The following is a 1,186-nucleotide window of genomic DNA, read 5'->3' on the forward strand; positions in this document are numbered from 1 at the left end:
CGCCGCACGCGTTTCGGCATCGCCCAGGTCCACCAGCGGCGTGGGGTCGGGCCGGCAACCATGAAAAAGCCGGCCAGCGGCCGGCTCTACCAGAAAGCAGAAGGGCCGCTTGCGCGGCCCTTCTCTAGGGTCAGTCGACTAACAGTCGACTCTACCCGCCGGCTCTACCGGTCCGGCTCTACCTGTCGGCTTTACTTCAGCTTTGCGTCGGCGCGCAGGGCGGCGGCGCGGTCGGTCTTCTCCCAGGAGAAGGCCGTTGCGTTGACGGTCTCGCCTTCGCCGTTGAGGTAGCTGAATTCCTTCGGCTTGCGGCCGAAGTGACCGTAGGCGGCGGTCTGCTGGTACATCGGGTGCACCAGGTCCAGCATCTTGATGATGCCGTACGGGCGCAGGTCGAAGTGCTTGCGGATCAGCTTCTCGATCTTGTCGTCGCTGATCTTGCCGGTGCCGAAGGTGGTGACCGAGATCGAGGTCGGCTCCGCCACGCCGATGGCGTAGGAGACCTGCACTTCGCAACGGTCGGCCAGGCCGGCGGCCACCACGTTCTTGGCGACGTAGCGGGCAGCATAGGCAGCCGAACGGTCGACCTTGGACGGATCCTTGCCGGAGAAAGCGCCACCACCGTGACGGGCCCAGCCGCCGTAGGTGTCGACGATGATCTTGCGGCCGGTCAGGCCGCAGTCGCCCACCGGGCCACCGATCTCGAACTTGCCGGTCGGGTTGATGTGGAACTTGGTGCCCTTGTGCAGCCACTTGGCCGGCAGCACCGGCTTGATGATCTCTTCGCGGACGGCCTCGATGAGGTCCTTCTGCTTGATGCCCGGGGCGTGCTGGGTGGACAGGACCACCGCGTCGATGGCCGAGACCACGCCGTTTTCATAGCGCAGGGTGACCTGGCTCTTGGCGTCCGGGCGCAGCCAGGACAGCGGCGAGTTGCGCTTCTTGCGGATCTTGGCCTGCTGTTCGACCAGGCGGTGCGACAGATGGATCGCGGCCGGCATGAAGCTGTCGGTCTCGTTGGTAGCGTAGCCGAACATCAGGCCTTGGTCGCCAGCGCCCATTTCTTCGGGCTTCTTGCGGTCCACGCCCTGGGCGATGTGCGGCGACTGCTTGCCGATCAGGTTCAGCACGCCGCCTCCGGCGCGCCCAGGCCGCGCAGGTAAACGCACAGGCGTGGCATGAAGTG

The 1,186-nt window shown here is 65.9% G+C and carries 1 protein-coding gene; it reads right to left on the reverse strand.

Annotated features, from left to right (window positions below; translation table 11 throughout):
• Window positions 1–191: 191 nt before the first annotated feature.
• On the reverse strand, window positions 192–1,186 hold a 995-nt coding region (gene metK, locus ACQKDV_RS19610; RefSeq protein WP_427785888.1), incomplete at its 5' end, for a methionine adenosyltransferase.

This window comes from Stenotrophomonas sp. NPDC077659 (genome assembly GCF_050268705.1).
Lineage (GTDB): Bacteria > Pseudomonadota > Gammaproteobacteria > Xanthomonadales > Xanthomonadaceae > Stenotrophomonas.